Annotated in this window: 18 protein-coding genes; 3 read left to right on the top strand and 15 right to left on the bottom strand. The window is 72.7% G+C overall.

The genetic code is table 11. The features are described from left to right. Positions 1-6 precede the first annotated feature (6 nt). The 9 genes from ACWC2T_RS01135 to ACWC2T_RS01095 form a co-directional block, all read right to left on the bottom strand. A complete protein-coding gene (locus ACWC2T_RS01135; RefSeq protein ID WP_450668362.1) occupies positions 7-987 on the bottom strand; it encodes a beta-ketoacyl-ACP synthase III in 981 nt (326 codons plus the stop codon). Beyond that, complete coding sequence (locus ACWC2T_RS01130) at positions 984-1,241, bottom strand: acyl carrier protein (protein WP_450668361.1); 258 nt, start codon at positions 1,239-1,241, stop codon at positions 984-986. Before ACWC2T_RS01130 ends, ACWC2T_RS01135 begins: the two co-directional genes overlap by 4 nt. Further along, positions 1,238-2,545 (bottom strand): ketosynthase chain-length factor, encoded by a 1,308-nt coding sequence (locus ACWC2T_RS01125; protein ID WP_450668360.1) that lies wholly within the window; start codon positions 2,543-2,545, stop codon positions 1,238-1,240. The genes ACWC2T_RS01130 and ACWC2T_RS01125 overlap by 4 nt, the downstream gene beginning before the upstream one ends. Then, positions 2,542-3,816: a beta-ketoacyl-[acyl-carrier-protein] synthase family protein gene (locus ACWC2T_RS01120; RefSeq protein WP_450668359.1), complete on the bottom strand. Its 1,275-nt coding sequence runs from the start codon at positions 3,814-3,816 to the stop codon at positions 2,542-2,544. The genes ACWC2T_RS01125 and ACWC2T_RS01120 overlap by 4 nt, the downstream gene beginning before the upstream one ends. Next, positions 3,813-5,189 (bottom strand): FAD-dependent monooxygenase, encoded by a 1,377-nt coding sequence (locus ACWC2T_RS01115; RefSeq protein ID WP_450668358.1) that lies wholly within the window; start codon positions 5,187-5,189, stop codon positions 3,813-3,815. The genes ACWC2T_RS01120 and ACWC2T_RS01115 overlap by 4 nt, the downstream gene beginning before the upstream one ends. After that, positions 5,189-5,509 (bottom strand): TcmI family type II polyketide cyclase, encoded by a 321-nt coding sequence (locus tag ACWC2T_RS01110; RefSeq protein ID WP_450668357.1) that lies wholly within the window; start codon positions 5,507-5,509, stop codon positions 5,189-5,191. The genes ACWC2T_RS01115 and ACWC2T_RS01110 overlap by 1 nt, the downstream gene beginning before the upstream one ends. A gap of 31 nt (positions 5,510-5,540) precedes the next feature. Beyond that, a complete protein-coding gene (locus ACWC2T_RS01105; RefSeq protein ID WP_450668356.1) occupies positions 5,541-7,022 on the bottom strand; it encodes an FAD-dependent monooxygenase in 1,482 nt (493 codons plus the stop codon). Positions 7,023-7,254: 232 nt separating this feature from the next. Continuing rightward, complete coding sequence (locus tag ACWC2T_RS01100; RefSeq protein WP_450668355.1) at positions 7,255-7,980, bottom strand: antibiotic biosynthesis monooxygenase family protein; 726 nt, start codon at positions 7,978-7,980, stop codon at positions 7,255-7,257. A 56-nt stretch (positions 7,981-8,036) separates the two neighbouring features. Beyond that, the gene (locus ACWC2T_RS01095) at positions 8,037-8,636 is read right to left on the bottom strand and encodes a DJ-1/PfpI family protein (RefSeq protein ID WP_450668354.1); all 600 of its coding nucleotides are present in this window, start codon (positions 8,634-8,636) and stop codon (positions 8,037-8,039) included. Between the two features lie 617 nt (positions 8,637-9,253). On the opposite strand from ACWC2T_RS01095, the gene ACWC2T_RS01090 reads away from it, so the two are divergent. Then, positions 9,254-10,909, top strand: coding sequence for an FAD-dependent oxidoreductase (locus tag ACWC2T_RS01090; protein ID WP_450668353.1), 1,656 nt, complete (start codon positions 9,254-9,256; stop codon positions 10,907-10,909). A 143-nt stretch (positions 10,910-11,052) separates the two neighbouring features. On the opposite strand, the gene ACWC2T_RS01085 is transcribed toward ACWC2T_RS01090, so the two are convergent. Further along, positions 11,053-12,522, bottom strand: coding sequence for an MFS transporter (locus ACWC2T_RS01085; RefSeq protein WP_450668352.1), 1,470 nt, complete (start codon positions 12,520-12,522; stop codon positions 11,053-11,055). Positions 12,523-12,781: 259 nt separating this feature from the next. On the opposite strand from ACWC2T_RS01085, the gene ACWC2T_RS01080 reads away from it, so the two are divergent. Next, positions 12,782-13,873 carry a BTAD domain-containing putative transcriptional regulator gene (locus ACWC2T_RS01080; protein WP_450668351.1) on the top strand — a complete coding sequence of 364 codons (1,092 nt, stop codon included), beginning with the start codon at positions 12,782-12,784 and terminating at the stop codon, positions 13,871-13,873. Between the two features lie 221 nt (positions 13,874-14,094). Here ACWC2T_RS01080 and ACWC2T_RS01075 read toward each other — a convergent pair whose 3' ends face one another. Beyond that, the gene (locus ACWC2T_RS01075) at positions 14,095-14,718 is read right to left on the bottom strand and encodes a TetR/AcrR family transcriptional regulator (protein ID WP_450668350.1); all 624 of its coding nucleotides are present in this window, start codon (positions 14,716-14,718) and stop codon (positions 14,095-14,097) included. Between the two features lie 163 nt (positions 14,719-14,881). Between ACWC2T_RS01075 and ACWC2T_RS01070 the strand changes: the two genes are divergently transcribed. Then, positions 14,882-17,056 (top strand): MMPL family transporter, encoded by a 2,175-nt coding sequence (locus ACWC2T_RS01070; RefSeq protein WP_450668349.1) that lies wholly within the window; start codon positions 14,882-14,884, stop codon positions 17,054-17,056. A 303-nt stretch (positions 17,057-17,359) separates the two neighbouring features. Here the strand turns inward: ACWC2T_RS01070 and ACWC2T_RS01065 are convergent, their stop codons facing one another. From ACWC2T_RS01065 to ACWC2T_RS01050, 4 genes are read right to left on the bottom strand one after another with little or no spacing between them, the layout of a single operon-like run. Beyond that, positions 17,360-18,655: a TIGR02679 family protein gene (locus ACWC2T_RS01065; RefSeq protein WP_450668348.1), complete on the bottom strand. Its 1,296-nt coding sequence runs from the start codon at positions 18,653-18,655 to the stop codon at positions 17,360-17,362. Then, entirely contained in the window at positions 18,652-22,806 is a 4,155-nt protein-coding gene (locus ACWC2T_RS01060) for a TIGR02680 family protein (RefSeq protein ID WP_450668347.1), read from the bottom strand. Before ACWC2T_RS01060 ends, ACWC2T_RS01065 begins: the two co-directional genes overlap by 4 nt. Further along, entirely contained in the window at positions 22,803-24,029 is a 1,227-nt protein-coding gene (locus ACWC2T_RS01055) for a TIGR02678 family protein (RefSeq protein ID WP_450668346.1), read from the bottom strand. The genes ACWC2T_RS01060 and ACWC2T_RS01055 overlap by 4 nt, the downstream gene beginning before the upstream one ends. Then, positions 24,026-25,636, bottom strand: a complete 1,611-nt coding sequence (locus ACWC2T_RS01050) for a TIGR02677 family protein (protein ID WP_450668345.1) — start codon at positions 25,634-25,636, stop codon at positions 24,026-24,028. The genes ACWC2T_RS01055 and ACWC2T_RS01050 overlap by 4 nt, the downstream gene beginning before the upstream one ends. Between the last annotated feature and the right edge of the window lie 116 nt (positions 25,637-25,752).

The raw sequence follows: 25,752 nt of genomic DNA, 5'->3' as shown, positions 1-25,752 counted from the left end.
CGCTCCTTACGGGATCTCGATGACCTGGCCGGCGTAGACCAGGCCGGAACCGAAGCCGATCGTCAGCGCGCGCATCCCGCTGCTCACCTCGCCGGCCGCCAGCAGCCGGTCCAGGGCGAGCGGAATGGAGGCGGCCGAGGTGTTGCCGCTCTCGACGATGTCGCGGGCGACCACCGTGTCCTCGCGCAGTCCCAGCTGCCGGACCAGTTCCTCGATGATCAGGAGGTTGGCCTGGTGGGGGACGAAGACGTCGATGTCGGCGACGGTCAGCCCGGCGGCGTCGACCGCCCGGCGCGCGGCGGGGGCCAGTTCGGTGCTGGCCCACCGGTAGACCCGCCAGCCCGACATGCCGAGCCGCGGCCAGGGCAGCGACGGGTCGCCGTGCAGCGCGGGGTCCCAGTAGCCGGTCATGCCGACCGCGTCGGCGCGGGACCCGTCGCTGCCCCACGCGACCGGGCCGATGCCCGGCCGGTCGCTGGGGCCGACGACGACCGCGCCCGCGCCGTCCGCGAACAGGAAGGCGGTGGAGGCGTCGTCGCGGTCGAGGATGTCGGTGATCCGCTCCGCGCCGATCACCAGGACGTGGTCCGCGGTGCCCGCCCTGACCAGGTCGGAGCCGAGGGCGAGCGCGTGGGGGAAGCCGGCGCAGGCGGCGAGGATGTCGAAGGCGGCCGCGTTCCGCGCGCCCAGCGCGTGGGCCACCAGCGAGGCCAGGGACGGCATCTGGGTCAGGTGGGTGGTCGTCGCCACGACGACGCAGCCGACGGCCGAGGGTTCGACACCCGCGCTCGCCAACGCCTTCCCCGCCGCCTCGCGCGCCATCATCAGCAGCGTCTCGTCGGGCTCGGCGTAGCCCCGGTGTCTGATCCCGGAGCGCTTGACGATCCAGTCCTCCTCGATGCCCAGGCGCTCGGCGATCTCGGCGTTGCCGACCGAGCGCCCGGGCCGGTGCACGCCGAGGCCGAGTATGCGGCTGTGGCGTGTCATCGCACGCTCTCGTGGAGCTGCCCGGTGACGTAGTCGAGCACGTCCCGCGGAGTGGTGAAGCCGGCCACCGCCCCGTCGGGTATGGCCAGGTGGTAGTCCTGCTGGATGTGCGTGACGAGTTCCAGCACGGCCAGCGAGTCGAACGCCAGGTCCGTGAAGGGCTTGTCGAGGAACTCGCCCTCCAGGTCCAGTCCGATCTCCTCGGCGATGCCCAGCATGATGTCCTTGAGCTGCAGGACGGTGAAACCGCTCATGATTCGCTCCCTCGGGTTTTCGTGGCGGATTTCGTGGCGTTCACGGTCGGCGCGGTGAGGACCACCGCGGAGTTGAAGCCGCCCAGGCCCCGCGCCAGGACCAGGGCGTGCCGGATGGTGTGCGGGCGGGGCTCGTCCAGGACCAGGTCCAGGTCGATGCCGGGCGCCTGCGTTCTGACGTTGACGGTCGGGGGGATGACGCGGTCCCTGATCGCCAGCAGCGCGGTGACGAGGTCGACGGCGCCGCCGCCCGCGTACAGGCGGCCGGTCATGGTCTTGGGCGCGGTCACCGGGACGCCGCGCGGGCCGAACAGCCCGGTGATCGCGGCGGCTTCCTCCAGGTCGGGACCGGGCAGGCCCCAGGCGTCGGCGAAGACGACGTCGATGTCGTCCGGCCCGATCCCGGCGTCGGCGAGCGCCAGTTCGGCGGCACGGCGCAGCCGCGGCAGCCGGACGGAGCCGCGCGGTGGGTCGTAGGCGCGGGCGTCGGGACCGAGCCCGTCGTCGTCGGCGGGCGGGTCGAAGGTGGCCGCGTAGCCGGTGACGGTGCCGTAGCGGCCGGGCGCGCCCCGGGTCCGTGCGGCGGCCGCCTCCTCCAGGACGAGGACCGCGCCCCCGTTGCCGGGCAGGTATCCCGTGGCGTCGCGGTCGAACGGTACATAGGCGCGGGCCGGATCGTCCTCGGTGCTGAGCATGCCGGTGGCGATCTGGAAGGCCAGTCCGCCGGGGGACAGCGAGGCATCGCTGCCGCCCGTGACCATCAGCGGGGTGCCGCGCCGTATCTGCCGCCTGGCGTGACCGACCGCGTCCAGCCCGCCCGCCTGCTCGGCGGCGAGGACGAGCGCCGGCCCCTTCATGCCGTGCCGGATGGACAGCTGTCCGGCGGTGGCGGCGTAGAACCAGGCCACCGACATGTACGCCGAGACGTACGTCGGCCCCTGCGACCACAGGCGCTGCAGCTCCCGCTGGCCGAACATGATCCCGCCGGAGGAGTTGGCCACGGTGACGCCCATGTCGAACTCGGGCAGCTCGGCGGGGTCCACTCCGGCGTCCTTGAGGGCCATCACGGTGGCCGACATGGCCAGATGGGTCATGTGGTCGGTCTGCACGCGGAACTTGCCGGGGATGTAGGCGGCGGCATCGAGCTCGACCTCGCCGGCGAGCTTCACCGGGTAGGGCTCGGCGTCGAACAGGCGGATCGGGCGGATGCCGCTGCGGCCGGCCAGGGTCGCCTTCCAGAACTCCTCCGTGCCGACGCCGTTCGGGGCGGCGACACCGACTCCGGTGATGACGGCCTCGGTCATGACACCGTCCGATCCGGCGCGGCAAGCACCATCGCCGACTGGAAGCCGCCGAAGCCGCTGCCGATGGTGAGCACCGTGGCGGTGGGCTGCCTGCGCGCCGCCAACGGCACATAGTCCAGGTCGCACTGGGGGTCCTGCTCGGTGAGGTTGGCGGTGGGCGGGATGATCCCGTCCCGGATGACGAGCACGCAGGCCGCGATCTCGATCGCGCCGATCGCGCCGAGCGAGTGGCCCACCATCGACTTGATGGAGCTCATGGGAACCTCGTAGGCGGCTTTGCCGAGGGCGTTCTTGACCGCGTTGGTCTCGTGCAGGTCGTTCTGCCGGGTGCCGGAGCCGTGCGCGTTGACGTAACCGACGTCGCCCGGGGCGAGGCGTGCCTCGCCCAGAGCGGCCCGGATCGCCTCGGCGAGTTCCAGCCCTTCGGGCCGCAGACCCGTCATGTGGTACGCGTTGGCGCGGTTGGCGTAGCCGACCACCTCGGCCAGGATGTTCGCCCCGCGGCGCCGGGCGTGTTCGTGCTCCTCCAGGACGAACACGGCAGCGCCCTCGCCGAGCACGATCCCGTCCCGGTCCCGGTGGAAGGGACGGCAGCCGCCGGCCGGGTCGTCGTTCCTCGGCGTGGTCGCCTTCAGCGCGTCGAAGCACGCCATCGTGATCGGGGTCAGCGGGGCCTCGGTGGCGCCCGTGACCATCACGTCCGCGGTGCCGTCCTCGATGAGCTGCACGGCGTGGCCGACGGCGTCGAGGCCCGAGGTGCAGCCCGCCGACACGACCATGGCCGGGCCCTCGCAGCGGACCGCCCAGGCCACCTCGGTCGCCAGCGAGCTCGCGGCGATGTACGAGTAGGAGTAGGGGACGGCGAACCGGTGGTCCACCAGCCAGTCGCGCCCGCCGTCGCTGATGGCGACGTACTCCTCCTCCATCCGGGTCGAGCTGCCGACGGCGCTGCCCAGGCTCACCCCGAGCCGCGAGCGGTCGACGCTGTCGTCGAGCCCGCTGTCGGCCAGCGCCTCACGGGTGGCCACCACCGCGAACTGACCCGCCCGGTCCATGCGGCGGATCTCCTTGGGCGACAGTCCCTCCCGGGCCGGGTCGAAGTCGACCTCGGCGGCGATCCGGCAGCGGTACGGCGAGGCGTCGAACAGGGTGATGGGGCGGGTGGCGGTGCGCCCGGCGGTCAGCATCTCCCAGAAGGCCTTGGTGCCGATACCGCCCGGCGCCACCACGCCGAGGCCGGTGATCACGGCCCGTCGCGCCCGCCCGGTCACCGCGGGCTCGCCTTCATGACGACCGGCTTGAGGAAGTCCCCGAACCAGCGTTCCAGGGCGCCTGCCGCATCCGTGTCCGGATGCCCGGTGGCCCAGGCCACGTGCCCGTCCGGACGGACGACGAGCCGCACGTCCTGCTCGCGGTCCCCGGTCACGATGACGGCCTGCCGGCCCAGCGCGGCCGTCTCGCTCGGCAGCGGTTCCCGGCGCAGCGCCTGGGCGAGCCGGGCCGGAGACAGCCGCGGCCCGGTCCCGGTGCTGCCCATGTAGTGGGTGTCGAGCCCCGCTATGGAGCGCGCGACCCGCCGCCGGAACGCGGGGGACCGCTCCAGCCGGGCCCGCGTGGCTTCTCCCGGTCGCCGGTCGGCCCCGAAGATCAGGGTCTCCTGCTCCCGGACGCTCTCCTGCATCCTCGCCGTCGCCTCCGCCCGTTCCCGTCCGTAGCTGTCGGCCAGTTCGCGGGGTGCCCCGTTGCACAGGGCCGCCAGCTTCCATGCCAGGTTGTGGGCGTCCTGCAGACCGGAGTTGAGGGAGCTGCCGCCCACCGGGGGCTGGTCATGGGCGGCGTCACCGGCGAGCAGGACGTTGCCCGCGTCCCACCGGGCGACGGTCGAGCAGCCGTTGGAGAACTGGTCCAGCCAGACGCACTCGCCTTGGTCGACCCGCTCACCGGTGGCCTGGAACCAGTCGCGGCACACGTCCTCGAACGTGACCGTGTCCGTGGCCCGGTACCGGGGCGCGTAGAGCATCAGACGGGCGATGTCCGGCGAGATCTGACCAGCCGTCATCACCGTCTCGCCGCACCGCTCGAACCTGCGCGGTGTCACGCTGATCCCCCTGACGTCGCAGCGGATCATGTGCCGGGTGGCCGCCACATGCAGCGGGGTGAACCCCAGGGCGGCCCGCACCGCGCTGCCGGTTCCGTCCGCGCCGACCAGGTACCTGCTCTCGTAGGTCTCGCCCGCCGCGCCGTACGAGACCACCGACGACGGCCGGACCTCGGCCCGGGTGAAGGCCGTGCCGGTCCTGACGGCGACCGCGCTCGCCGCCGCCCAGTCCCGCAGCAGCCGTACGAGGTCGGGCTGCGGTATCCGCCACAGGCCGGCCCAGGGGCTGTCGACCTCGTCGAGGCCGACCGGGATGCCCCCGAAGTGCCCCGCCGTCGAGCGCGGCCTGTCCTGAAGGCCGGGGACCTCCAGCGCGGACATGATCTCCATCGAGCGGGAGTTCAGGGTGCTGGCACGGGTCTGGTCGGTGATGCCGGTGTCCCGCTCCAGCAGCAGCACGGAGGCTCCGTGCCGGGCCACGGCGCCGGCCAGCAGGGTTCCGACCGGACCCGCGCCGACGATGACGACGTCCCACAGCCCGGTCATCACGGCTGCCAGCGGTAGAAGCAGGACGCCATGGCGTCCTTCGGGCTCTGCCAGTTGGGGTCGTACGGGTCGAAGAACGGGCGGAGGTCCTCGCTGATCTGGATGAACCGCGGGTCCTTGCGGGCCGCCTCGACCTGTTCGGGGCCGTGGTCCTCGGCGAAGTCCTGGGCGTGGATGTACAGGTCGTGGTAGTGGAACAGCTGCCGCCGCAGGGTGCCCATGCGGTGCGGCATGTCCGTCCTGTCGAACTCCCCGAAGAGCTCGGAGATGGCGCCGAAGTCCGGTTTCCTGAACCGTGCGATGATCAGCGTGCTGTACATGGGGTGCTCCGTTCTGTGTGTCGGAGGTCCGCTAGCCGGCGAAGCCGAACCAGCGCGTCAGCGCGTCGGAGAGCGGTTCGCTCCCGTGGGATGTCCAGGCCACGTGGCCGTCGGGGCGCACCAGCAGGTCGGCGTCCGTCCGCTCGTCCGTCCCGGGGACGGTCCTTGCGTCCACGCGCGCCTTCCACCGGCGCAGGAGGGCCTCGGTCTCGTCGTCGGCGGTGTCCTTGCCGGACCGCACGAAGAGTCCGCGGCCCTCGCGCAGCAGCCCGTGCGGCGGGCCCTCCTCGCCGGGCAGCCGCAGGTGCCTCGTGGGCAGCAGGCGGCCGACGGGCTCGGGGGCGCCGTCGCCCGTGTCGTAGCGCAGCGCCATTCCGGTGACCTCGTCGGCGGCCAGCGATGCGGCCTCGGGGACGGTGAAGAGGCGTTGCAGCAGGGCGCGGACGGGGTCGACCTCGGCGCCGCGCAGGAAGAGCTGGCCCTGGGCCCGGGTGTTCGCCAGCAGCTCGGCGGCCGCCTGGCGGCGTTCGGTGTCGTAGGAGTCGAGCAGGCCGTCGGGGGCCCAGCCCTGGACGGCCGCCGCCAGCTTCCAGCCCAGGTTCACCGCGTCCTGGAGGGAGACGTTCATCCCCTGCCCGCCGGCGGGGAGGTGGATGTGGGCCGCGTCGCCGGCCAGGAAGATGCTGCCGTTGCGGAACGACGGGGCCATGCCGGAGGCGTCGTTGAAGGAGCTCGCCCAGCGGATCCTGCCCGCCGGGAGGTCCTCGCCGGTGACGTTCCGGTACGCCTGTTCCAGGTGTTTCGCCTCGACCCGGGTGCCGCGTTCGAGGGGCTCGGCGTGGAAGTCGCAGACGATCAGCCGGTCCACCGAGTCGGTGAGCGGTCCGGACATCACCATGCCGTGGGGCGTCTTCTTCCCGAACCGGTTGTTCGGCAGTCCCACGTGCTCGATGTCGGCCAGCAGCATCTGCACGCTGGGCGGGGTGAGGGGGAAGTCGAGGCCTGCCGCCCTCCGGACGGTGCTGTGCGCCCCGTCGCAGCCGACGACGTACCGGGAGCGTACGGTGACGGGGCCGCCGGGGCCCTCGGCGAGGGTCTGAAGGACTCCTGCGTGTTCCCGGACGTCGCGCACCGTGTGTCCCGGCCGGACCGCGGCGCCCAGGCGGGTGGCCCTGTCCCGCAGCACGGCCTCCGTCCGGTACTGCGGAAAACGCATGGCCGACGGATGCGGGGACGAAATGCGGTCGGCGGGAATGACGATTCCCGCGAAATGTACGGCGTGACTCAACTCGAGCGGGCCGAACTCCTCGAGCATGTCCCGGTGCGCGAATATCTCGAGAGTGCTGGGCGTGAAACCCAGGGCGCGCGACTCCCACTCCGGAGTCGCCGTGGTGCCGAGCACGAGGCAGTCGACTCCGCACAACTGGAGTTCACTCGCCAGCATGAGGCCGGTCGGCCCCATTCCGACGATGAGGACGGGTGTTTCGGCTGGAATGGACTGTTGGTCGCTCATGGACTCCTCGCCTGGGAATCGTGTGACCTCTTCGAAAATGATCCCGGCGACCCCGGGTTAAATCCAGTTCGGCCGGGGGCGGTTGAACAGGCCGGCCCCGGCGAGGACGTGCGGTGTTCAACCGCTGCGCCTGAGCAGTTGAACGGCACGAAAAAAGCGGGTCCTCCCGGCGCACCCCGGGTCAGGGGTGCGCCGGGAGGACCCGGTGACACAGGTACGTAAGAGCGACCGGCTACGCGGCGGAGCCGGAGTGCTCGACCCGATAGCTGTTCCAGTCGCTGGAAATCGTCAGCGCGTTCCGCTTGATTTCCGTGGCGCGCCGCTCCGGCGGCTGCCGCTCGGCGGGAACGGCACGGAACGCGTCGTAGGTCTCCTTGCTGTCCCACTGGGAGTAGACGACGACGAAGGAGTTCTCGGCGCCCACCTCCTTGATGGCTTTCTCGCCCTCGGGACCGCGGGCGCGCACGCCGCGCAGCACGCTCTGCGAACGGTAACCGGGCGTTTCCACAAGCCATTCGTGAGCGGCGCCGACAGCGGTGATCAGGGCGCTCTGGCTTTCCGGTGCCACGTCGAGGACCTCGACGACCGTGTAGTCGTCGTGGTCCGGTGAGATCTCGGCGACGTCGCCCAGTCCGGGGCGGCACTGGCTCAGTTCCGCCTCGGCCTGCAACAGCCGGGCGACGCTGAGGAGTTCCAGGAACAGCGCCGTGTCGTGGTGGTTGAAGATCTCACCGGCGTACCACGCCGCGAGGTCCTCCGCGCTGCGCCACTGGATGAAGTTCAGCGTGCCGAACCTGTCCTGGCCGCTGTGGATGGTGCTCGAGACCCATCCGGGGAAATCCGCCTGGTCGATGATCTGCCGCGCCGCGCCGAGCAGCCGCTGCTGCTTCTCCGCCGAGTCGGTCTTCAGCAGGTTCATGACGGTGAGGTAGCCGTCCTTGGGATTGATGAAGGGCACTGTCTCCTCGCCTTCGTTGGCAGGGCTGGTACGGGTCCGGATGGCCGCACCGCGGACTACTGCGGCTCGTCGGCCTGGTACGGCGGCGCGGGGTAGTACTGCAGCCGCCACTGCACCGCCCGCGCGTGCTCCCGGCCGTGCAGCTGTCCCACGACCCACAGCGCCATGTCGATGCCGGCCGTGATGCCCTGGGTGCTGATCAGGTTGCCGTCGACGACGTACCGTGCGTCCGGGACCACCGTGACATCACCGAAGGCCTTGAGCTTCTCGGTGTAGGCGTGGTGCGTGGTCATCCGGCGCCCGCGCGCCGGACCGGCCTCGCGGAGCAGGAAGGCGCCGGTGCACACGCTGGAGGTCCAGGCGGTGCTGGGGGCCGTCTTCCTGATCCACTCGGTGACCACCGGGTTCTGAAGCTGCTTCAGGGTCCCGCTGCCGCCGGGCACCACCAGCACGTCCAGCGGCGGGTGGTCCTCGAGGGTGTGGCTCGGCACCACCTTCATGCCCTTCTGGCAGCTCACGACGTCCCGGTTCTGGGCGATCAGCACGGAGGTGTCCGCGTCGTCGCGCAGGATCGAGGAGACGTTGAACACCTCCCAGGGGCCGGTGAAGTTCAGTTCGTCCGCGCCGTCGAAGATCAGCATTCCGTAGGTGCTCATGTGTACCTGCCTTGTCGTTGTGGACCGGAACCGATCCCGATACGTGGCGTGTGCGATGCCGGCGTGCCGGTGAAGACGCGCGCGACGCGGGCACCCTCGCGAGGGCGAAGTCACGCCGTCCTGCGACGGCTCGGTCCGGACGGTGCCGCCGGGCGGCGGGCGGGGCGGGCACGCCCCGGCGGGCATCACCGACACGGCGCCGCGGAGGGGGTCGCAGGCCGGCGGTGCCGACGCTAGCGCTGGCACCGCGGCGTTCAACAGCGAGCGCCGACGGCTGCGAGGAGACGACCGGGGCGGCCGGCCGGTGGGCGGGGCCCGGGAGGTGAACGCAGGTCGCGGACGGGCGACTTGGGCGTGTGTGCCGTGGCAGACTGTCGGGCCGTCAGGGCTCCGGCGGATCGGGCGAGCGAGCGGACTCACCGTCGCCGACCGGAGCTTCGCCGGGCCGGTCACGGCCCCTTCGGCCGCCATCGGACCGCGTCCGCCCCCGGCCCCCGGACGGTCCGGGCACCGCCACGGCCCTGCCCGCGCCCGGGCACCCGCATCGCCGGGGAACCGTTCACCGCGCCCGCGCCGGGCGTTCACCGCACCCACGCCGAGCGAGAAAGTGAGCTGCCATGCCCCAGTCCACCGCCGTCTGCGACGTCCTGGTCGTGGGGGCCGGTCCGGCCGGCCTGACCGCCGCCCACGAGCTGGCCCGAGGCGGTCTGTCCGTCCGCCTGATCGACGCGGCCGACGGCCCCGCCGCCACCAGTCGCGCCCTCGGCATGCACGCCCGCACGCTGGAGACGTTCGACGAGATGGGGGTGGTCCGCGAGATCCTCGCCGAGGGCCGCAAGGTGGACCACCTCACGCTCTACCAGAACGGCAGCCGGCTGGTCCGGTTCGACGCCGACTACAGCCGTCTGCCGACCCGCTACCCCTACACGGTGATGATCGACCAGGCCCGCGCCGAGCGGATCCTGCGCGAGGCCGTGGTGTGCCGGGGCGTCGGCGTCGAATGGGGCACGAAGCTCGTCGGCCTCACCGACGACGGCCACGGCGTCACGGCCGAGCTCGCGCGGGCCGACGACCGCACCGAGTCCGTCCGCGCTGCCTGGCTGGTCGGCGCCGACGGCGGGCACTCCACCGTCCGCAAGCGCCTCGGCCTTCGGATGCACGGCAGACAGACCGAGACCTGGCTGGTCGCCGACGCCGAAGTCCACTGCGACCTGCCTCCCGACTCCATCTACTGGATGCGCACCCGCGAGGGCACGGTGATGCTCGTGCCGTTCCCGGACGAGGGCAGGTGGCGGCTCGTCGACACCCGGGACGTCGGTGGCCTCGACACCGGCGGCCGCGAGGCCCTGGCCGCGCGCCTGGCCCGCAAGGTCCGGGCCGGCATCGGCGCCCCGGTCACCGTCGAGGTCCCGACCTGGGTCTCGGTGTTCACCATCCAGCAGCGCATGGTCCCCGCGATGCGGTCCGGCCGCTGCTTCGTCGTGGGCGACGCGGCGCACGTCCACAGCCCCGCCTCCGGACAGGGCCTCAACACCGGTGTCCAGGACGCCCGCAATCTGGCCTGGAGGCTCGCCGACGTGTGCTGCGGCCGCGCCGATGCGCGCCTGCTCGACGGCTTCGGCGCCGAACGCCTCCCGGTCGCACAGAAGTTGCTGGATTCCACCCGGTTCGTCACCGTGCTGACGCAGCTGCGCAGCCCGGTCGCGGCGGCCTGGCTGCGGACGGTGTTCACGGTCGTACGGAATGTCGGGCCGCTGAAGTCGAGGGTCGAACGGAAGATCATGACCGGCATGTCGGCGCTCGGCCTGAGCTATCCGGCCGAGCCGACGGCCGGGTCCGGCGCCGCGCTCGCGGTGGCGGCCGGCGAGCGCGTCGCCCGGGTCACCGCTGACCAGGAGGCGGCCTCGGCCGGCTGGCGCTCCCTGCTGGCCGAGCTGCGCAGGCCCGGCTGGCTGCTGCTGGCCTTCGCCCGGGGCGGGGACGGCCCGGCGCTGCGCCGACTGGCCGAGGAGTACGACGGCGTGCTGCGGGTCCGCACGGTCCCGGCGCCGGACGCGGGCGCCGAGGACGACACGGTGCCGGATCGGCTGCCGGATCCGGACGGCTTGCTGGCGGACGGCCTCGCCGCCCGGCCCGGCATCTGGCTGCTGATCCGCCCGGACGGCTACCTCGCCGCCTCCGGCCACCTGGACACGACCGACCCCGCCACCACCGCCGCCTCCCTCGGCCTGCGGTCCGCAACACAACTGACGAACCGTACGACGACCCGCTGACCGCCGCGTTCACCACCGGCTGCGCGCGCCCGTTCCGTACCGGTTCAAGCCGCCGATACGGGGGCCGCCGTACCCGCCGGACGTGCGACCAGGACGCGCGACCAGGACGAAACCCACGCGGGCGTCGAACGCGCACATCGGCCTCAGCGGCGCGCCGGGGCCTGCCGTGGGAGGGCGATCACCAGGAGCAGCGCGATCAGGACGAGACCCGCGCCGGCGAGCATGGCGAGCTGGGTGCTGTGACCGTACGCCCGTGCCGCCGCGTCCGGGCCGGGCTGGATGTCGAGGGTGCCGAACAGGATGGTGCCGACCACCGCGATACCGAGCGCGCTGCCGATGCGCTGCGCGGTGGTGAGGGTGCCGCCGGCGGTGCCGGCCTCCTGCCGCGGCACGTGTGCCATGACGAAGTCCTGGTTGGGCGCGATCACCATGCCGCTGCCCAGCCCCGCCGCCAGCAGCGGGCCCGCCAGCTGCCACCCGCCCGGATGCGGCGCCGTGAGATGGAGCACCCCGGCGGTACCCGCGAGGCCCGCGCAGACGAGCAGGCATCCGATGAGCAGCACGTTACGGCCCAGCCGCGCCGACAGTGCGGCGCTGGTCGCGGCCCCGGCCAGACTGCCGAGGGCGAACGGCATCACGACCAGCCCGCTCGCCAGCGCACCGTGCCCGAGACCGACCTGCCACAGGATGGACAGCGCGAAGAAGGCGCTGGTGAAGCCGGCGAAGAAGAAGATCGCGAGGCTCGCGCCGGCGGCGAACGACGGGCGCGCGAGCAGCGTCGGCTTGAGCAGGGCGTCCCCACCGCGCCGGTCGGTGCGCACCTCCCACACCGCCAGCAGGGCCAGCGTCACAACGGACGCGCCGATGCATGCGTAGGTCCAGCCGGGCCAGCCGTTCGGCTGCCCTTCGATCAGCGGGATGAGCAGCAGCAACAGGCCCGCGGTGAACAGGGCGAGACCGACCGGGTCGATCCCCCGCCGCACGCGCGCCACGGGCGACGGCAGCAGCCGGGCGGCCGCCGGCAGCGTGACCGCGCCGATGACCAGGTTGACCAGGAACACCCACCGCCAGCCGTCGGCCGTGCCCGCGGCCTGGATGATCAGGCCGCCGAGCAGCGGGCCCAGCGCGGTGGACGCCCCGATCACGGCGCCCAGGGTCGCGAACGCCTTCGACCGCTGCGGGCCGCTGAACGTGAGCTGGATCGTGGCGGAGATGGCCGGGTAGAACACCCCGGCCCCGATGCCCTGCACCACGCGGGCGGCGATGATCTCGCCGGTGGTGCGGGAGACCCCGCAGGCCACGCTGGCCAGCGTGAACAGGGCCAGCCCGGCGATGAACTGCCGCTTGTGGCCGATCCGGTCGCCGACGCGGCCCGCGGGAACCAGTACCAGGCCGTAGGCCAGCGCGTACCCGGACACGATCCACTCCAGGCCGGCGGACGAGGTGTGCAGGGCGGTGCGGATCGAGGGCAGCGCCACGTTCACGATCGTGGTGTCCAGCAGGGCCATGAAAGCTCCGACGAGGACGACGGCGACGGCCCGCCAGCCATGGCGGCCGCTGTCCTGTCGCGAGCCGCCGGTCACAGGAGGTGCCTCGGTGGTCTCTCGGGTCATGCCCACAGTGTGTGTCTGACCTAAGTTTATGTCAAACCTAACTTTTTGGAGGGTCCGGAACGGCCGGTTCACGCAACCAACCGGTTCTTTAACTTCCCTTGTTTGGGGACTGGTTGCCCGAGTGGCCTGAACACCGCTGAATGGAGGGGCTGTGCCACCCCCCTCATCCGAAGGACACACGGAACTGCCTCCACGAGGCTGACGGAACGGGAAGCGCATGCGCCGAGAGAACGGGGAGCCCACAGCTCGCCTGGCTGACGTGATACGCAACCATCGCCGCAGAGCGGGGCTCACCCAGCAGGAACTGGCCACCAGGGCGGGCCTCAGCCTCGCCGCCCTTCGCGATCTGGAACAAGGGCGCAGGCGCCGGCCCAGACCCGGATCCCAGGCGGCCCTGATGCAGGCGCTCGACCTGGACCCCCGGGAAGCCGCGGAACTGGCTTCCAGCGCGGCGGTGCCACGGCAGCGCACCATCCCGGCGGGCGAGCCCACGGCACCGGACGCCGGGCCGTCGCGGGGACAGGGCCGGGCAGAGTTACGGCAGGGGCTGTGGCTGAGGGCCCTCGGCCCGCTCGAGGCCTCGCTCGACGGCACGCCGCTGCCGCTCGGACCGCCCAGACGACGCGCGGTGCTCGGACTGCTGGCGATGAATCCGGGCGGTGTCGTACGGCGGGACTCCATCATGGACGCACTGTGGGGCCAGTCGACCCCGAGCACCGCGCCGAACCTGATCCAGGCACACATCAGCCGGCTCCGCAGGCTGCTGGCACCGGGAGAGAAGGGCCACGAGATCATCGCGTCCGCCGGCGGCGGATACCGGCTGAACGTCCCCGTCGAGCAGTTCGACCTGCTCTCCTTCAGGGCGCTGGCGGCCGATGCAGAGACCGCGCGGACGCGCGACGACAGAGTGCGGGCGTGCGCCCTGTACGAGCAGGCCCTGGGACTGTGCCGCGGCGAACCGCTGGCCGACCTCGACGTGCTGCACGACCAGCCCGGGGTCGCGGCCCAGCGGCGCCAGCAGGCCGACGTGATCCTGCGGTACGCCGAGGTCGCCTGCGGCCTCGGGCTCCACGACCGGGTCCTGCCCCGCCTGCACGCGCTGGCGGCGGCGGAGCCGCTGGACGAACGCGTCCACGCCCACCTGATGATCGCGCTCGCCGGGGTCGGGCGGCAGGCGGCGGCCCTCCGCGTCTACGAGGAGCTGCGCGATCGCCTGAACCGCGAGTTCGCGATCTACCCCGGCAAGGCGCTCACGGACGCGCATCTGCGCGTGCTCCGCCAGGACATACCCGTCGTACGGCGCCCGTACGGCCACCCGCAGCGGCCCGATTCCTCCGAGCGGGCGGACTGAACCACCGCCTCCCACCGGGTCCGCAGGGACACACCGCCGCCGGCGCGCCGACCGGGCGGCTGACGGCGGATCGGGCCGGTCGACAGCGGGGACGAGACGGTCGACGGCAGGGACGAACACGCCGGCGGACCGAGCCGGGGGCCTCCCGGACCACATGACATACCGTCAGAAATGCACGGACATCCGCCTGTTGATGCCCCTCAGGTCCCGACCCGACCCACTCAGGCCTTGACGCCGTAGCCCCCCAGCGACGGCTCGAGCAGGTCGAAGGCCCGGCGGGCCGCCTCCGCGAGGATCCGGCAGATCACGTCCCGCGACTGGCCGTCCAGGATGCGCCTGGCGCCTTCCGCGAACAGCACCCGGTGCACCGAGGCGAGCTGGGCCGCCACGATCCGCTGCTGCGGGTCGTCCACACCGGTCTCGGTGACGATGGCGTCGCCGAGCGCCTGCTCGCACAGGTCGGCGATCTCCCGCCTCCGGGCGGTGAGCACATGGCTGTTCTGCACCATGCGGGCGAACGTCGGCGTGGGCACGCCGAGAGTGACGTCACCTTCGGCGATCCGCTCGGCGAAGTCCCGGCGGATCGCGGTGAGCAGGCTCTCGCCGGGCGCCCGGGCGGCGACCGCGTCGGCCAGGCTGCGGATGATCACCTCGGCCCGGTCGAAGACGAGGTCCTCCTTGCGCGGGAAGTAGTTGGTCACGGTCATCTTCGACACCCCGGCCGCCTCGGCGACCTGAGAGATCGTCACCTCGTCGAAGCCCTTGGCCGCGAACATCTCCATCGCCACACCGGAGATCGCCCGCCGGGCCTCCTGCTTCCGGCGCTCCCGCAGTCCTGTCGTCACGCTGCCACGATACCCCAACTTTAGGGCGGGCCGAAGATTAGGCTTGACATAAATTTAGGTCAGACCTAGTTTGATTCCCGGCAGGTTCCTCTCTCCCTCCATGCGACCGGGCCGGTCCGCCTTGCGGCACGCAACGCGACTTCGAGGCTCGTAGGAGATCACGATGTCGACACTGGGAATCGTCGGCCGCGCTTGCTTCCGTCACCGCTGGATCACACTGATGGCCTGGATCGCCGCGCTGGCGTGCCTGGTCACGCTGTGGCAGCTGTACGGCGCCGCCCCCGACAACGACTTCAACACCAGCGATCCCGGGCAGACGCTGCTCGATCAGCACTTCCACCAGCAGTCGGGTGACCGCTTCACACTGGCGATCAAGTCCACGGCGCCCGTCACCGACGCCTCGGTGCGCTCCCGCGTCGGCACGGCCATCGCACCGCTGCGCGGCGCGCCGCACGTCACCGAGGTGAGCGACCCCTACACGCACGTCTCCCGGAACGGGCACATCGCGTTCGCCACGGTGCAGTTCGACGAACCGGGCGCGTCCATCCCCACCGGCGAGGTCCAGAAGATGATGGACAGCGCGACCGCGTCCTCCGGCCACGGGGTGGACTTCACCCTCGCCGGAGACGTCGTGGACACCATCGACACGCCCAGCGGCGGATCCTCCGACGCGTTCGGTGTCGTCGCGGCCATGATCGTGCTGCTCATCGCCTTCGGCTCGCTGCTGGCCATGGGGCTCCCGGTCGCGACCGCCCTCTTCGGCATCGGCACCGGCCTGTCGCTGCTCGCGCTGCTCGGCCACCTCTTCCCGGCACCGTCCTACTCCGCGATCATCGCTTCGGGCATCGGCCTCGGCGTGGGTGTGGACTACGCGCTGTTCATCGTCACGCGGTTCCGCGACGAACTGCGGTCGGGTGCCGACCCGGAGACGGCGACGGTGACCACGATGCGTACGGCCGGCCGCTCGGTGCTCACCGCGGGGGCCACGGTCGTGATCGGCATGCTCGGACTGCTGGTGCTGCGCGAATCGCTGATGAACGGCGTCTCGGTGGCCGCCTCCGCGACGGTGGCCATGACCGTGCTGGCCTCGCTGACGCTGCTGCCCGCACTCCTCGGATTCAGCGGGACGCGGCTGGCCAGGCCGTCGCGCTTCACGCTCCGCCGCCGGCGGCCCGCCGCGGGCGAGGCTCCGGACGCGGTGGAGAGCGGACCGCATCCCGCCGAGCGGTGGGCACGGCTCATCCAGCGGCGCCCGGTGACGGCGGTGGCCGCCTCCACGGTGGTGATCCTGGCCCTGGCCGCGCCCGCGCTGGCCATGAAGCTGTCGATGCCGGACGACTCGACCCAGCCGCGTCACTCGATGGGCTACAAGGCGTACGCGACGATGTCCGAGGGATTCGGCCCCGGGTTCGACGCCCCGCTGATCGTGGCGGCGAAGCTGCCCCGACCGGACGCCGCCGCCTCGGACGGCGCGCGTATCGTCAGCGCGCTGCGGACGGTGCCGGGCGTGGCCGAGGTGACACCGCCGGTCGCCTCCTCCGACGGCGAGGCCCTGATGATCGTCGCCTACCCCACGACGCAGAAGCAGGCCCCGGAGACCAACGCGCTCGTCAACACGCTGAATACAACGACGCTGCCACGAGCGACCGCCGGAACCGGGATGCACGCGTACCTGACCGGACCCAACGCGGGGAACGTCACCTTCGCCAACTTCATGGGGCGCAGGCTCCCCTGGGTGATCGCCACCGTCGTGGTGCTGTCGGTGCTGTTGATCCTCGCGATGTTCAGGTCGGTGGTGATCGCGCTGACGGCGGCGGTGATGAACCTGTTGTCGGTCACCGCCTCCTACGGCGTGCTCACCGCCGTCGCCCAGTGGGGCTGGGCCGGGAAGCTGTTCGGCTTCCCGGAGAAGATGCCCGTCACGACCTGGGTGCCCGTCTTCCTGTTCGTGATCCTGTTCGGGCTGTCGATGGACTACGAGGTGTTCCTGCTGTCGCGGATCCGGGAGGTGTGGCTGCGCGGTGCGGACAACTCCACGGCCGTGACCCGGGGCCTCGTGGTCACCGCGCGCGTGATCACCGCCGCCGCGGCGATCATGTTCCTGGTCTTCCTCGGCTTCGTCGCCACGCCCGACGTGGCGGTCAAGCAGATCGGCCTCGGGCTCGCGGTGGCGGTGCTCGTCGACGCGACGATCGTGCGGCTGGTGCTGGTGCCGGCCGCGATGGAACTCCTGGGCAAGGCGAACTGGTGGATGCCGTCCTGGCTCGACCGGTGTCTGCCGCGCGTCGAGGAGGAGCCCCTGAGCGGTGAGGAGCCCGTGAAGGTGCCGACCGCCTGAGGCCGCACCCCGACGTCCCACACGGCGGCGCGAACGGGGCCACACCGGCCCCCACTTCGCGCCGCCGCAGGCGTTTCCCCAGTTCAGAACGATTCTATTACCCGTTCTTGGTGGGGCGGGTGGGACTCGAACCCACAGCCGACGGATTATGAGTCCTTTCATGATCTTCCGATCAGTCCCCGGTATTGCCTCGATCTCCCTGTAGCCGCAGGTCAGAGACCTTTGGCTGCTCTGGCTCTGCGTCGGCTTTCCTGATTCTTCCGGGTCCTTCCGTCCCCTGCGTGTCCCCTGGCTCGCCCTCGCTCAGTGGCCGAGGTCGGCCAGCAGGTCGTCGAGCACTGTCTCCTCCTCGATGCGCACGCCGAGTTCGGTGAGGGCCGCGGGCAGGTCCGGGTCCCACGCGGCGGTGGTCGGCGTGCCGGTCAGGCGCGGGGCCAGTGAGGCGGCGGCGACCGCGCTGCGATAGTCGGCGGCCGTGTAACGCCAGGGGTGCCAGGGGATGCGGCGCAGCAGGGCCGAGGCGATGCGCAGGCCGCCCCAGTCGAAGTCACCGTGGTAGCGCAACGTGCTTCCTTGGGTGTGCAGGTGGCGCAGCAGGGTGAGGGCGGCGGCCGAGGGCTGACCCTGGAGGCAGACCAAGGGCGGGCAGGCAGTGCCCAGGGCGTCGGCGGCGGTGGCCAGGACGGCCGGGTTCTCGCAGACGCGGACAACGGCGGGTGCCGTGCGTGGCGGGTGCCGGATGAGTTGCCGCAGCGTCAGGACCGCGGGTTCGCTTTCGTCGGCCGACCAGTCAAGGGCGGGGGAGCCGCGGAGGCCGAGGGTCAGGACCGTGGCGGACAGGGCGTCCCTGAGGAGCCCGGCCGACGCCCATGCCTCGCGGCGCCAGTCGGCTCCGCTGCCGTCCGGGAAGCCGGTCAGCGCGCGGATGCCGGACAGGACGAGGGTGGCGAGCGGGGTGCCGTCGTCGAGGGCGTGAGCGTCGCCGAAGGTGGCGCCTGAGAAGACGGGCAGGGACAGGGCGGGATCGACCGGCAGCCGACGCAGGGCCTGGGCGGCGTTGTCCAGCAGGTTCTTCGCCACCTGTGGGGTGCGGGCGAGCCGGCGTACGAGGCCGTCCGAGACGACCCTCTCCGCCCAGTCGTCCAGTTGGGGCCTGTCAGTGCGGACGAGTTCATCGAGCGGCGTGTACGCCTCCCGCCAGGCGCGCTCCTCCCGCTCGCGTACGTCGGCCAGCCGAGTGACGGGTCCCGTGAGGGCGGTGACGGCGGCGCCCAGCCCGTCAGGGCTGACGCCGGAGCGGCGCAGGACGGCGTCCACGGCCTCGAGGCGAACGCTCAGCCCACGCCCTGCGCCGGGCGCGCGGCCCAGCAGCCGTTCGACGGCGGCCCGCTGCGCGGAGGTGGGGGCGGTCAGCGTGACCGAGCCGGTGAGGCGTTCGTCCCGCGCCATACGGTGGCGTACGCGGTCGATCAGCCAGGCGAGGTCGGCCCCGCCGAGCAACCGGGTCAGCCGGTCGCGGTCGACGGGTGCGGCGAGCCGCCGGGGGGTGCTCGTACACTCCCTGATGTCCTGCCGCTCGTTGGTGCCCCTCTCGCTCATGCCCACGCGGCGTCCTCGCTTCCGGCCACCTCCGGAATCGCCCGTGGACCGGTCTGCTCGGGGATGCCTCCCGTCGGGCGACCCGGTTCACTGCCCCTGCCCCGTGCGGTGCCGTCCCACTCCCAGCGGGTCACCAGGACCGCCGGGATCTCGTCGACACGGGAGAGCTGGGCGATGGCGATGCCGGGGACCTGCGGGTAGCAGGCCCATTCACGTTCGGACGTCATCACCACGTCCAGGTCGAAAGCATGGAGCAGGCCAAGGCACTTGGCGCGGGAGTCGTCGTCGACGCCGGCGAAGGCCTCGTCCAGGGTGACCAGCCGGGGGGCGCGGGGGGCGGCCGTGGCGTAGTGGGAGGAGGCCGCGGCGAACAGCGGCACGCTCACGGCCAGGACGCGCTCGCCGCCGGAGGCGGGCCCGGTGGCGGGAACCCACTTGCCGTGCTGGTGGCGTTCGATGCCGAACTCGTGCCAGGCGCGGTAGTCGAGGGCCCCTGTGAGCACCTCCAGCCAGCTGCCCGCGGTGTCGTCGGCCTGCCGGCGGGCGATCTCGGCCTGGAGGAACTCGCCGACTGCGGCCCGGTCCTCGGCCGTCCAGGCGTCGGCGGACTGGCGCAGCCGCTCGCGAGCCTGCGTCAGACCCGTTGGCGCCTTGCGCGAGGGGCGCCAGACGAGCCGCAGTCGCATGCCGGTGGAGGTGGGCCGCTCCTTCAGTTCTTCGTTCATGGCCTGCACCTGGCGCTCGGCGGCGCCGATCAGCTCCTGCAGGGTGCCGGCGACCTCGGTCAGCAGGTGGGTTTCGAGGATCTCCCGCTCGTGCGCGGACAGGATGCGGGTCAGTTCGGCAACTTCCACGGCGAGGGCCTCGGCGAGGTCGGGGACGGCCCGGGTACGGCCCTGGTAGACGATCTCGACGACCATGCCATCCTCGGTCATCCGGGCCGAGGCGCTGTGACCGCCCCGGGAGAGCGCGTCCTGGAGCTTCTTGTACTCCTCGCTGAGCCGCTTCTGCACGCGCTGCCAGGCGCCGTCGGAGTCGTCGGTAGCGGACAGGTCGCTCTCGATCGCGCGGGCGAGCGCGATGGCCGGGGTGGCCGCCCAGGATCCGGCGTCCAAGGGCGGTACGGCCGTCTCGGGCAGGGCGACGGCGAGCAGCCCGGTGGCCGCGAACCGCTGGAGTGCGGCGATGGCCACGGCACGGGCCGCGGTGGCCTCGCGGACGTCCACCTCCAGGCGTTCGATGTGCCCGAGTGCCAGGTGGGCGCGCCGGTCCGCGGCCGTCATGTCCTCGCGGGCCCGGCGCTGCTCGCGGTCGCACGCGGTGAGCGCGTCGGCGGTGTCGGCGAGGCGCCGCTCCAGCTCGGCCACGGCGGCGCCGACGGTGGAGCGCAGGGTGGCGTGACGCTCGTCGGCGGCGGTGGCGATGCGGGCCGCCTCCTCGGCGCGCCGGGCCAGTTCCGCCACCTTCTCCCCGGCCCGCTGGGCTTCGGCACGCTCGTCGGCAAGGGCCCGTGCCGCGTCGGCGCGCTCGCCGAGCGCGGGCCACAGCCCCGCGAGGACGACGGTGTGGTCGCTCAGGGCCTGGCGGACGGCGGCGAGGTCCGCCCGGCCTGTGGGCAGGTTCACCGCGGCGGCGGTATCGGCGAGTTCGGTGGTGGCCTCGGCCTCCTGCCGGGATGCCTCGGCGAGTTCGGCGGCGCGTTCGTCACGGCGGACCCGAGCCCGGTGGGCGGTGTCGGAGGCCGCGGCGGCGAGGGCGTGCGCGTGGCGCAGGGCTGCGTCGTCCGGCAGGCCGGTCAGTTCGGCGTCCAGGGTGCCGCGTCGCCGTGCGACCGTGGCGCGTTCCGCGTCGAGGCGTGCCAGGTCCTCGGTGTATGCGGCGAGTTCGCCGTGCAGGGCGGTGATACGGGCCCGGCGGGCCTCCTCGCGGGCGCCCTCACCGACGTACACGGCGACCTGCTTCGACCAGCTGCCGGTCAGCGCGCCGACGCGGAAGCGACCGTCCGCGCTCACCCAGGTGTCTCCCCCACTCTCGACTTCGCTCGAGCGGGGGGACCCCCATCCCGAGCCGAGCCCCACACCGGTCAGGAGACGGGCGACGGTCTGCTCCCCGACCGCCGCGGCCCGGGGATCGCCGTGGTCCACGGCCGGGCGGAGTACGTCGGCGAGCGTGCTGTCGGGCAGCGGGCCCGCGGGTGACAGCGGGGACAGCAGGATGTCGTGCCCGTCCGCACGCAGGGCGGTACCGTCCGGGCACACCCAGGCGTCCAGAAGCCCGGACGCCTCCAGCGCGGCCTCCAGACCCGCCCGTTCACCGGCGGTGACATGGTCCCGGAACTCGACCAGCCGCCACAGGGGCGCGCCCGGGACCTGCTCACGCAGGCCAGGGGTACGGGTGTGCGGAGCCGCCGGCCCGCGCTGGCCGCCCGCCTCCAGCTCGGCCAGCTCCCGCTCGGCCTCGGCACGCCGGGCCTTCAGGCCGGCCAGTTCCTGTCCGAGGACGGCGGCCTGATCGGCGAGGTGTGCCGCGCGTGCGCGATGGGCCTGACCGGCTGCCTCCCGTGCCGGGTACGGGCCCTGGCAGTGGGTCACCCAGTCCTGGGTCGCGTCGAGCAGCCCGGCGGCATCGGGGACGGCGAGTTCCTCGCAGGCGTCCAGGTGAGCGCGGACGCGGGCGACGAGGTCCGTGCCCGCCGCCTCGGCGGCTTCTTCCGCCTCGGCCTGCCGCCGTGCGGTGTGTCCCGCCTCGGTCTCGGCCTCGTCCAGGCGGCGAGCGGCGGAGCGCCGCTCGGCGGCGGCCCGGTCGGTGCGGTCCGCCAGTTCCTCCACATGCTCAATGGTGCGCCGTCTGCGGGCCACCGCCTCCTCGGCGGCCCGCCGCAGTTCGGCCTCCGGCGCCCCGTCGGTGCGCGGCGCTTCGTCGATGCGAGCCGCCGCGGCCGTGTCCCGGGCGCGCGCGGCCAGGTCCCGGATGCGGTCCTCGGCCGCCGCGAGGCGTCGCTCGGCCGTGCCGAGCCGGCCCAGGGCCCGGGTGTGCGCCTGGGCTGCGTCCTGGCGGTCGGCCTCGGCGCGCTTCAGATCCTCGGCACTGCGGCGCGCCTCGGCCGCCGCCTGCTCCAGCTCCCGAGCGCTGCGCATCTCGGGGCCCTCGCGCAGCGCGGCCTGCTGTGCCTTCAGCCGCGTGGCCGTCTCCTCCAGTTCCGCGATCCGCCCGGCCGCCGCCTCCCGGTCCGCCTCGGCCTGCTCCCGCTCGGTCCGGGCCTGGGCCAGGTCGCGGTGCAGCTGCTCGTAGCGAGCGTGCTCGCTTCGGGGCAGCCGGGCGCGGCGGCGTGCTGCGACCCGGGCGTAGCGCCGGTAGTGGTCCAGGAAGGCGGAGGCGGCCCGCTCGGCCTCGCTCGCCGCGCGCAGTTCGTCCTTCTCCTCGTCCAGGGAGCGGAACGCCTCCGCCACGTCGGCGATCACTGCCTGGTCCATCGGGGGCAGCGCCTCGGTCAGGGCACGGGACAGGGCGGCCTCGTTGGGCCGTTTCGACAGCTGCGGCTGGCGCAGCTGGATAAGCAGATCGACCAGGGCGGCGTAGCGTCGCTCGCCGAGGCCGAACAGCGCCTCGTCGACGGCCCGTCGGTACGCCGTTGCAGTGTCGTACACCATGCCGTGCCCGGCGAGAGCCTCCGCGAGCCGGTCACGCGACAGTGCGGTGCCGGTCGCGTCGAGCAGGCTGAGGTCCTGGCCGATCCGCTGGTCGGTGACGGCGTACCAGTGGCGGGCGACGCCGCGGCCCGCGACGGCCTTCAGCCCGCAGGCGAGGGTACGGAAGTGCGTCTGTCCGGTGTCGGTGTCGACGCGGCCGAACTCGATCCAGGTGTATCCGAGCCGCTCGGGGTGGGGGTGCTCCCCACCGAGCAGCAGGTTCCACTCCATGCGCTTGCCCGGGTCGGCGTCGGGCTCCACCCGGCGCGGCGACAGGTCGCCGTCCAGCAGGAACGGGAGCGTGAGGGCGAGCACCTTGGACTTGCCGGTGCCGTTGTTGCCGCGCAGCAGCAGGCGGCCGTCGCGGAACCAGAACTCCTCGGTGTCGTAGTAGAAGAGGTCGACCAGGCCGAGGCGCAGCGGCCGCCACCGGCCGGGCGTGGGCTGGGGCAGGGCCGTCACGGTCGTGGTGCCTTTCGCTGGGGGCGGCTTGAGGATTCGACGACGACGGTCTCGCCAACCGCGTACCGGGCGAGCGCGGGCAGCGGGGTCGCGCCGGCGGGCGTGCGCTTGACCAGGCCGAGCGCGCTCAGTCTGGCCAGCGCCTGCTCGACCAGCTCACCCTCCGCGCCCGGCTGCTTGGCGCTCTTGGACCAGAACGCGCCGTGGACGGCCGCCAGTTCGCGCACGCGCAGTTCCAGTTCGGTCCGGCTCACCTCGCCGTCCGCGGCGGCGAGGTGCTCGGCGAGCAGCAGGGTGACGTGCCCGTGGGTGCCCTGTTCGGGCATGCGTACGTCGGTGAGGTCGTCGTGGGGGTCGACCATGGCGATGCCCTCGGCCCGCACCTCGGGCAACAGGCCGGTCAGTTCGCTGACGCGTGCGGTGAGGAAGGCGCGCTGGCGGGTGAGGTAGACCAGCTCGTCGTCGGTCAGCTCGTCGTAGTACAGCACCGGGTCGTCGAGGAGTCGGCGGGTGAGCTTCTGGCGGATCGCGCGGAACCGCAGCTCGTCGCTGTCCAGGGCGCTCTCCGCGGTGAGTGCGCCCAGCCGCTCCTCGAATCCGACCGCGTCGATCAGTGACGGGCCGTGGCGGGCGGCCAGCAGCCCGGCCAGGACGCGGCGCTCCACGTCGTAGAGCACGTCGCCCGCCCCGCTGACGTAGGCATCCTCGTCCCCGGCCACCCGGCGCAGCACCCCGTACCGCAGCAGCAGCCGTACGACGGCGGCGAGGTCCAGGCGCTCGTCGCGCCGTTCCAGGGTGAACTCCACGCCGGCGGCGGCCAGATGCGGGTCGGCGGCGTCCAGCACCACCTGTTCGGCGAGGCGGCCGAGCGCGATCTGGGCCTCCCCGCGTTCCAGTGCGGCCAGCGCCAGGCACAGCAGGACATAGCGGCGGCGGGTGAACGGCACTCCGGCGCGGGACGCCTCGCGCGCCGGGTGGGTCGCGTCGGCCAGGGTCCCGGGCGTCCTGCGCAACCGCGCGGACTCCGCGTCCAACCGCAGCGACCAGCCGGTGTTGCGGTCGAACCAGTCGCGGAGCTCGGCGGCGTACCGGCGGACCAGGCGGTAGGCGTCGGCACTCGGGCCGCGGGCGAGCAGCAGCGGCTCCTTCAACAGGGCGCGGGCGGCCTTGTGGAACTCGGCGGTGCGCCGGTTGTCCAGCACCTCGCCCAGGGAAGTGGTCATCGCACCTCCCGAGCAGGGATGCCCTGTGTGAGGTCGGTGATCTCAACGCTGTGGTCGGGGCCCCGGAACACCCCGCCCGGCGTGCGGATCTCAGCCTTCGTCCCGTCGTCGAGAGCGGTGAGGCGGATCTCCATCGTGCCGTCGTTGCTGGTCGCCGCGGTCGTGGTCGTGCCGGGCCGCCAGGTGGCCAGGGCGTCGCCGAGCAGCCGGAGGAACAGGGCGAAGGCCACCGGGTCCAGCTCGCCGAGCGCGGACAGCCGGGTGGTGCCGTCGGTGGCCAGCCGGGCGCGGGCGGCAGCGATCTCCTCCGCCTGTTTCGCGGCGAGTTCGGCCAGCTGCCGCCGCTGCTCGGAGCGGTCCTGCACTCTGCGGGGCTTGCCGCGCCGCTCGTAGCTACCGGTACGGCGCAACTGCGGGCTAATCCGCAGCGGTTCGGCCTCGGCCCAGGGGGTGGCCGGGGGTACCGGACGCGCCGCGCGGTCGGCGAGGGTATCGGCGTCGACGGTGAAATGACGGGCGGAGTAGAGGCCGAAGGCGGCGCGCCACAGCCGGTGCCGCGCGTCGTCGTCCGGGGCTTCGGCGAACCAGCGCGCCAGAGCGCGGAAGTCCGCCGACCGGTCCGAGCGCCCGGCCCGCCGCTCGTTCAGCTGCCGTACGACCGCCAGGAGTTGCGGGATCGCACCAAGTGCGCGGCTGCGCAGCAGGCGGGCCTGGGACTCGCGGCCGTCCGCCGACACGAACCAGGCGGTGAGTCCGGCCCAGCGCCCCGCCCACCGCTCGTACGCCTGCGCCTCGGCGGTGTCCGCCTCGTCCGGAGCGGCATCGGCCGCCTCCCGCGCGGCCGCCAACCGCAGCAGCAGGCCCACCCTGTCCCGGTCCTCCAGTTCCGCGATGAGCAGGGCGATCCGCCCGCCGAGCGTGATCAGGTCCTGGATGAACCGCTCCAGGTACTGGATCAGCCGGTCCTTGTAGGCGAGGAACACCTCCACCTCGACGCCGTGCAGGTCGATGGTGCGCTGCAGCGACCCCATGAACGCCCGCGCGTTCTCCGCCAGCGCCTCGAACCGACCCGTCAGCGCGGACAGCGCCAGGTGCGCCTTGGCCGCGTCCGGCTCCTCCTCCGCGGCGAGCACGAGCAGCGCCCGCAGGTGCGTGACGATGTCGTGCAGCGCCACCGCCTGGAGTGCTCCGCGCCGCCCCAGCGCCTCGTCGTACACGGACAGCGCCTGCTCGGCGGCTTCGCCGCCCTGGGTGAGCTGATAGATGAAGCGTCTGCGGTAGAAGTCCTCGACCGCGGTGACCCGGGAGGTGTCCGGATCCGCCCGCAGATTGCCCCATCCGACGAGGCTGTCCAGCGCCTTGACGACGGCGTCGGGGCCGGCGGGGCGGTGCTCCGGCGGCAGCGCGGCGTGCACGTCCTCGGGCCGCAGATGCACCGCGAACCGCTCCTTGGCCGTCAGGAACACGCGCATCACCTGGCGGTAGAGGGTGGCGTTGGGTGCGGTGAGGTGGGCGAAGGGGGCGTACGGGGTCTCTGTGGAGGACCCCGCAGAGTGGGCGGCCTCGGCGGGGCCGGCGCGGTCCGGTTCGACAGGGCGTGACGTCATCGTCCCGGCATTCTTCCCAATCGGTGCTTGCGACGGCAATCGCGGCCCCCGTCCTCAGCCCTCGCTCAGACATCAAGGATCATGTATATTGATATACGACTACGTATACACAGGGA

This window comes from Streptomyces sp. NPDC001393 (genome assembly GCF_053597455.1).
The sequence above is the reverse complement of the archived record's forward strand: the minus strand, read 5'-3'. Positions and strand labels throughout refer to the sequence as shown.

Coding starts and splice junctions, on each gene's coding strand:
- ACWC2T_RS01050 (WP_450668345.1), bottom strand. CDS start 25,636: ATGACGTCACGCCCTGTCGAACCGGACCGCGCCGGCCCCGCCGAGGCC.
- ACWC2T_RS01065 (WP_450668348.1), bottom strand. CDS start 18,655: ATGAGCGAGAGGGGCACCAACGAGCGGCAGGACATCAGGGAGTGTACG.
- ACWC2T_RS01085 (WP_450668352.1), bottom strand. CDS start 12,522: ATGACCCGAGAGACCACCGAGGCACCTCCTGTGACCGGCGGCTCGCGA.
- ACWC2T_RS01130 (WP_450668361.1), bottom strand. CDS start 1,241: ATGAGCGGTTTCACCGTCCTGCAGCTCAAGGACATCATGCTGGGCATC.
- ACWC2T_RS01125 (WP_450668360.1), bottom strand. CDS start 2,545: ATGACCGAGGCCGTCATCACCGGAGTCGGTGTCGCCGCCCCGAACGGC.
- ACWC2T_RS01090 (WP_450668353.1), top strand. CDS start 9,254: ATGCCCCAGTCCACCGCCGTCTGCGACGTCCTGGTCGTGGGGGCCGGT.
- ACWC2T_RS01070 (WP_450668349.1), top strand. CDS start 14,882: ATGTCGACACTGGGAATCGTCGGCCGCGCTTGCTTCCGTCACCGCTGG.
- ACWC2T_RS01135 (WP_450668362.1), bottom strand. CDS start 987: ATGACACGCCACAGCCGCATACTCGGCCTCGGCGTGCACCGGCCCGGG.
- ACWC2T_RS01110 (WP_450668357.1), bottom strand. CDS start 5,509: ATGTACAGCACGCTGATCATCGCACGGTTCAGGAAACCGGACTTCGGC.
- ACWC2T_RS01095 (WP_450668354.1), bottom strand. CDS start 8,636: ATGAGCACCTACGGAATGCTGATCTTCGACGGCGCGGACGAACTGAAC.
- ACWC2T_RS01105 (WP_450668356.1), bottom strand. CDS start 7,022: ATGAGCGACCAACAGTCCATTCCAGCCGAAACACCCGTCCTCATCGTC.
- ACWC2T_RS01115 (WP_450668358.1), bottom strand. CDS start 5,189: ATGACCGGGCTGTGGGACGTCGTCATCGTCGGCGCGGGTCCGGTCGGA.
- ACWC2T_RS01055 (WP_450668346.1), bottom strand. CDS start 24,029: ATGACCACTTCCCTGGGCGAGGTGCTGGACAACCGGCGCACCGCCGAG.